Annotated in this window: 7 protein-coding genes; all 7 read right to left on the minus strand. The window is 42.0% G+C overall.

Features of this window, described 5'->3' with window-relative positions; all coding sequences use genetic code 11:
* Positions 1-54: 54 nt before the first annotated feature.
* Positions 55-1,107 (minus strand): hypothetical protein, encoded by a 1,053-nt coding sequence (locus tag A3739_RS08845; RefSeq protein ID WP_156502500.1) that lies wholly within the window; start codon positions 1,105-1,107, stop codon positions 55-57.
* 414 nt (positions 1,108-1,521) lie between these two features.
* Positions 1,522-2,511, minus strand: a complete 990-nt coding sequence (locus tag A3739_RS08850; protein ID WP_068474036.1) for a glycosyltransferase — start codon at positions 2,509-2,511, stop codon at positions 1,522-1,524.
* Positions 2,504-4,006 carry a lipopolysaccharide biosynthesis protein gene (locus tag A3739_RS08855; RefSeq protein WP_068474565.1) on the minus strand — a complete coding sequence of 501 codons (1,503 nt, stop codon included), beginning with the start codon at positions 4,004-4,006 and terminating at the stop codon, positions 2,504-2,506. The genes A3739_RS08850 and A3739_RS08855 overlap by 8 nt, the downstream gene beginning before the upstream one ends.
* Before the next feature lie 7 nt (positions 4,007-4,013).
* Complete coding sequence (locus tag A3739_RS08860) at positions 4,014-4,655, minus strand: hypothetical protein (RefSeq protein WP_068474567.1); 642 nt, start codon at positions 4,653-4,655, stop codon at positions 4,014-4,016.
* Between the two features lie 25 nt (positions 4,656-4,680).
* Positions 4,681-5,775, minus strand: coding sequence for a DegT/DnrJ/EryC1/StrS family aminotransferase (locus A3739_RS08865; protein ID WP_068474569.1), 1,095 nt, complete (start codon positions 5,773-5,775; stop codon positions 4,681-4,683).
* 4 nt (positions 5,776-5,779) lie between these two features.
* On the minus strand, positions 5,780-6,466 hold the full coding sequence (locus A3739_RS08870; protein ID WP_068474571.1) for a class I SAM-dependent methyltransferase: 687 nt from the start codon (positions 6,464-6,466) through the stop codon (positions 5,780-5,782).
* Positions 6,467-6,804, minus strand: a 338-nt coding sequence (locus A3739_RS08875) for a WbqC family protein (RefSeq protein WP_197472226.1), incomplete at its 5' end; no start/stop codon positions are given.

The following is a 6,804-nucleotide window of genomic DNA, read 5'->3' on the forward strand; positions in this document are numbered from 1 at the left end:
ATTTTTTTCGCTGATGGACGGAACAACCAGACTCCGATAACGCAATCCGATCAATTAATTCCTTTTCAAAATTTTTTCTTGTTGAGTCGCACAAAAAATAATTATCACGATTTTTATAACATACAACTTAAGTAAAAAAGGCTCCTTAAACTCAGCAAGAATCAAAAAAAACACCAACAATCCCAAAAAAACCTTATCTGTATAAGAACCTGCTCCGCGAACTAGAAATAAGAATAACAACAAAAACGGAACATAAAAAAAGAGGGTTCCGATCATGCCTGTCGCGTTCAGAAGCCGCACAATGCCAACATCTGACGGAATATTACCCCACGACGAGGGGTCGCCAAAAAACAACCCCATATCTGACACAGGAAAAATCCACATTCTCTGCAAAGCTTCCAAAATAGCGAACCGACTACCTCCCCCCCCCCCAGTAAATTCTCGAGTCGCCCAAGTCAGCATATAATCAAAACCGTCCTGCCCCCAAGAAGTCTGGAACCCTCCAAGAAGATTCGTATACAAGAAATTTAGCGCAAGAAGACCAGAGAACAATAGTATTGGTGCCGCAACCAAAATTCTAAGCATATTTTTAGTCAACCTTCCAGATAAGACAGCTACTAGTGGGCCACCGATAAAACCCAGTGCCAGCAATATTATTCCTGTTCGGCCAGTTAATATTACAGATATAACAATAAGCAAAAGCGCCAAGGAGACAATCCACAGCGGCCTTTTTATTTGCTTTAACGCAATAAGATAGAGAAGAATAAACCCTCCGGAAGCCTGCACTAGAGACAACGTAGCGCTTGCGGAGTGAGTTAGCCCCCTCGAACGTATTAGGGCAGATAAGCCTTTCACATTACTTTCCTCTGCTGGTACGAGGAAAGCAGCTAATTCCTTAAAACTAGGTGAAACAAAGTAAATTACAACAAACAATGCCTGTAAAGCGATCACATCAACAAGAAGACAAAGCAATCGACTGCCTTGAACTTGATGGTAGTTCAAGTAACCAACGAGTAACAGAGTCCCTACAACCCCCTCAATAAGAAATAATGCCGAGGCAATCATTATTGAAAAATTGTTGGCATTGCTAACATTAGTTATGGCCACACACCAAAGCGTGAAAAAAGAAAATCCAAGTACGAGGTAAACATAGTTTGTAGGCGAACTACCTCGTTGCTTTAACGACCATATACCTGAATAGAAGATAAGGAGGAACGCCAGGACCAAACGACCAGAGTATGTTGGCAAAAAAGTGAAAGACACACTAAAGACAAAGAGGAACGTTAAAACAAATAACAAAACAGTAATTGGTCGATAGTTTAGTTTGCTACTGAAAACACGTGGCATATAGGGTGAATATCATAAATAGAATAAGGCTGATGGCCTAAAACTTATTTTGCCAATCCATAAAACCAGACTGACCAGAGACTAGTTGACGATTTTTATTAATAGGGTCTAACACCTATCTTGAAAAAGCCTTGTTAGGTTCCAAAATATCATCGGACCCAAACACACTTTCCCTCAACCAAGTACTAATTTTCTTTTCTCAGCCAGCTTTTTCTTTATGACCGATCGAGCGCAATAACAATAGCGAGCAATCCAAACTAAGCGGCAGAACATTGTTTTTTTTGTCAGATTAGTCCACGAACTGTCAAAAAGCTCTTTAAACAATCCAACATATCCAGCATCTAGGGCTTTAACCGACAAATCAAATAGTAATTTAGACATAGCTGCACGGCAAATTATACCCGAATTATGGTCAAGCCTCTCGGCCAGTTTTAAATAGCAATAGCGATAATTTTTCGCTTGCGTTTTTATTTTTTCGAACGAAAAATGTTGCAAATTGCTAGCTGTCGCCGAGCCAACACTAAACCTCGTGTAGGCGCTCATAACATCTGGCAAAAAAAGTGCGCCACCTCGAATAGAGCCTAATACTTGGATAAAGGTATCTCCTGCAGGCGCCTTGTCGACAAACCAGCTTGGAAAAGGGCAAATGGAGGATTTACGAATTAGTAAAGAAGCGGTTGGCATAAACGCACCACCGCCTTCAATCACTTGATTTAACGAATAAATCATCTCTACAGCACTTAAGTTGTTACGTACTGAATGAAACTTTTCATTGCCAATTACTTTCGCAGGGTGAAAGCATAAATCTACATTCGGATGACGCTGGAGTGCGTCATACTGTTTTTGGAGCTTTAGAGGGTCAATCCAATAGTCGTCACCGTCACAGATTGCAATGTATTCGCCCTTCGCTCTAGCAACTACATCCACAAAATTTCTCTTACCACCAATATTGGAGGGTCTATTTATTGGAGTATAAGAGCGCTTCACACTATCTTTATAGGAATTCAAAATTCGTGCGGTTTCATCAGGAGAAGAATCGTTACCAACTATTACCTCAAATTCAAATGTAGTTCTTTGATTAAAGATTCCTTCCAAACAATCTCGAATATATCTAGAGTGTTTGTAAGTAATCACACAAACTGAAACGACTATATTATCACTCATTAAAAACAGACCCAAAATAACCCAGAAAACGATGCCTTATCGTTTTGATACACAAAAGTGAGAAAATAAAAACCGTCAGTGATTGGGTCAAGATATTACAAAGTAGCCCAATTCGATCTTCCCCAAAAAGATGCTGCGGCCAAAAATAGCTAACCGAAAAGATAAACAATGCCGCCGGCAAAACAGCCTTACATAACCACTGCACATGCAAACCTTTCGCAAAAGCACGATGCACCACAGGCACCCAAAAAATAAAAAACAACAGCCGCACCCCGAACCATGCTTTTGCTGCACCCAGTGCGCCATAGTGATAGGCTGCATAGGCAATCACAGGCACCTGCACGCAAGCAGATAAGGTTGAGCCAAAAACGTGCAGCTTCAACTTTCCGTAAGCAAATTGCAGGTAGTACTGAAACGCGGCCACCGCCAATATGCCATTGCCTAGCGCAAACCAAAAAAGCACCTCTTCACTCCAAGCGGCTGCATCTTGATTTCCCGTCCAAAGGTAAATCAAAGGCCTTGCATTAAATGCAATAACAAACGCCGCTGATAAACATACCGCTGCAACCAACTGCGTACCAAGCAGATAAAGCGCATGTAACTCTTGTGTTTTTCCTGACTCGGCAAATACCGTCATTCTCGGGCGAATTGCTTCGGACAAGGGCTGGGATATTTGCAGTATGCCACCCACGACTAGAGCCACTAAAGTGTAATAACCAAATTCTGTCAGACTCAACCCGCCCGATAATATGGCCTTATCGACTTGAGTGATCAACACCCAGATACCCGCCGTGTACGCTATACCCATTGCAAAGGGCAAGGTAGGCTTAACAACGCTCCAATAAAATCCATAGCTACGCGCAACGCTCTTAGGCACTAGAGCAAACTGTTTGTTACGCACAACAACCAACTCGGCCAATGAAAGCACAAGCTGGTAGACAAAATAATGGACCACATTATTGGAGATGAAGGCCACTAAACAAAGGCCGCCGAGAAACCGTAATGAAACAAAAATAACATCCATAACATTCATGTAGACTTGCTTTTCAAGCCCCATAATGCCGCTACGATACAAACTACCCTGAAAACGCACCGCAGCGACAAACAGCATCAGCATCACCGAAAGCTCAACGCTCGTAATCGCTAGGCTCTCTACTTTGAGCCAGGAAGTGGCAAACCAGCCGCTACCTAACACCGTGGCAAAAATCATTAAGCCAACCAGAACAGCAAAGATCAGCTCATAGCTCGTTAATACCCGGTAAAAACTTTCGAACCCATGCTTTGAGGCTCTAGCCTTTGCAGCCTCTCGCCCGAGGGTTGGCGCAAGCCCCATATTAAGCAACTGAATCCAGGATTGAACAACCGTAAACAAACCCACCAAGCCATAAGCCTCATCACCGAGGTATTGCATATACAATGGAAGTACAACAATACCCGTAACGATGACATAGATACGGCCAACATAGTTGGCAACAGTGTTTTTTAATAAAATCAAACTAACACTATGCGTCTAGTATATTTAGGCGTTCTCTACAAGACATAATTCCTTGAAGAGCTTGCGCTTCAGAAAACCTGCCGTTCGAAGTAATCGGCACCGAAACCAGTTCGTTTACCCCGTAACTACTTCGAATATTCCTCATACGCTCAAGAAATAGATCATTAGTTGAAACGATGGTGCCGCCAGTGTAGGTATCAATCAACTCACCTCGCTCATGGCTGATGATAGCGCAACTAGCTTTCTGAACAATACTTTTCAACAACTCCACGTCCTCAAAAGGGTTTAATACGAAGCAAACCTGACCACTTAACGCTTTGATGTTATCTATATTTTTTGGACGATTTAAAAAGTCGATTTCATAAAACTTATTCCGGGCGGAACATAAATTATCCGTCCCGCTTCTAATTTTATTTAATATTATGCCGCTCTTTATTCTTGCATCTTTAATATCGACAGCATCAGCGTCAGGTACTTCGACTGACACCATAGCCGAGGCCACAAAGAGGTTAGCCACCGCGACAGCATTCGCACTTAATAATGAAGCAACTAAGTCTTCAAAAATGCGTGCTTTTGGACCATGGTTAGTGAAGTAGTCGGTGGCGTCGACCGAATCAATACATTCTTTAAAACGTTCAAAATCTAGCATTATCAACTCCTATTTACCCAACTAATTAAAGGCCGAACAACTTATTTAATTCAACAACTACACTCTTGGCGTTTTCAGGAGCGAACCTCTGCCCACAGGGCAAGTTCAGAAACAAGTTTTTCAGCTCATTGGTCGACTTCAAATCAGTTTTTTTCGTTGCGTAAGAAGCAGATTTATCATGAAGCGGAGGGTAATAGTGAGCTCGACACTGTATCCCCAGAAAGTTCAATTGTTTAACACAATCATCTCTGGACACTGGACTAGTCTCAGTAAATTCTACAACTATATTTTTAAATGATGTTTGTTCCGACTGATCAAAATGCAATAACCTAACAAATGGATGCCCCTTTAGCTGCTGCTCATAAGCCTCGTACACCTGCCTGTTATGAGAAACATTGCGCTCAATGGCATCCAAACCTGCTAACGCGTACACACAATGAAGAGGATGAATATCTGCTTGAATGTAGGGAAGCCGATACTTTGAAGAAGAGGTGGTCGTAATTGACTTTAACTTATCAAAAAATTCCTGATCGTCCGTACATACATACCCCCCTTCGATACCATTGATCAGTTTGCTGGCATGAAGTGAAAAGACCTCTCCAACCCCAAAGCTGCCGACACGTTTACCTGAAACGGTCTCATGAACCGACTCTACAGCATCAAACAATACAGGAACATTATGCTGCCTCCCCACATCTATAAGCTGCTGAACAGGGCAACAATTCACTATAGGGTGAACAGGTAAAATAAGCGCTGAATCTTGATCGATACTCTGACTCAATTTGTCAACAGAAAGAGCTAGCGTGTTAGGGTCAATATCAATAAACTTTGGCACCATCCCCGTCCAATTAACAACATCAGCTAACCTCCTATAGGTCATGGATGGCATCAAGACGTCCTTAGCGCCTCCTTTATTTGTTTTAGCAATTATTGAAGCAACTAAGGCCCAAAAGCCCGTCGAAAACGAAAGACAGTATTGGCTCGAATGATAATCACGAAAACGATCTTCAAACAAATTTACTATTGTGCCTCGAGAAAGGTGGTCGAAATAGCTTTCAAGCTCGCCCGAACTTGGTTTGAACAAATTAGAAGTTGAGTATATTTTGGGGTCGAACTTCATATAATTAAGCTCTCTGAAGAGTTAGGTCAAAACGATACTTTGCAGCATAAAAGCCTTCAGGCATCGTCGATACTGACGCCTTCCACCCCTTCGACTTCGCCAAATCAATTAACTCTTCAGCATGCCACCAGACCCCGATCGCCGACATATTATCGTCTAGATCATATGAGGAAATATTTCGCTTGCTGAAAAACTCTTTAGCCTTTGGTTTATTAGGCAAGTTACCGATAAACACTTTTGATATTGACGGCACTTCCCATAATTTGCCAAACAACTCATCAACAGCCTCCTTGGACAAGTAGGACATTACTCCATAACAAAGTACGTGCGTAAAAGTTTCAGCAGTTTTTATGTTTGCCACGAATTTAGAAATATCAGCAACGACATACTCTCTAACTACGTCATGGCTAAAAAATTCTTTCGCCACTCCTACTAGATACTCTGAAAAATCAACGCCGGTATAACTATCTAAGCGATCAAATATATAACTTGCTAATGCGGCATTGCCGCACCCTAAGTCCAACAAATGAACTTCGTCATCTCCCGACTCTGAAAACAAATGGGCATCGATAGCTTCTACAATCGAATTGATATCCCCTTCGCTAACCGGCTCGCCATTCACCGTCCTTTTAATCTGGCGCCAGAAATCTGTTCTATCAACTGTTTTAGGGAATTCTTTGTGCATATCCATTTATATTTCCTTAAGTTCTTGAGGGTCAACTAACGAATACGATTGCTCAATTCGATTCCCTACATCATCCAAAGAACAAAACATTAGCATATCAATGATAGATAAACCTTCAGTAAAGTTCGCCCTACGACCTTGCACATAAGGCTCAAGATGTGGTTTAAGAAACTTGATATCTACACCATTACGCTGGTAATCAAGCGCATCAAAAATATCAACCCCACCACAAGGGTTAACATATTCATCCCCCCCCAATGCCTTTGTAATCTGCAGCGCCCAGTCCCCCGGCCCTCGAATATCAGAGAAGTCCAAGCCTAAACTAGAGGCTTGAAGCACATCAC

This window comes from Oleiphilus sp. HI0067 (genome assembly GCF_001635735.1).

Coding starts and splice junctions, on each gene's coding strand:
- A3739_RS08865 (WP_068474569.1), bottom strand. CDS start 5,775: ATGAAGTTCGACCCCAAAATATACTCAACTTCTAATTTGTTCAAACCA.
- A3739_RS08850 (WP_068474036.1), bottom strand. CDS start 2,511: ATGAGTGATAATATAGTCGTTTCAGTTTGTGTGATTACTTACAAACAC.
- A3739_RS08860 (WP_068474567.1), bottom strand. CDS start 4,655: ATGCTAGATTTTGAACGTTTTAAAGAATGTATTGATTCGGTCGACGCC.
- A3739_RS08870 (WP_068474571.1), bottom strand. CDS start 6,466: ATGGATATGCACAAAGAATTCCCTAAAACAGTTGATAGAACAGATTTC.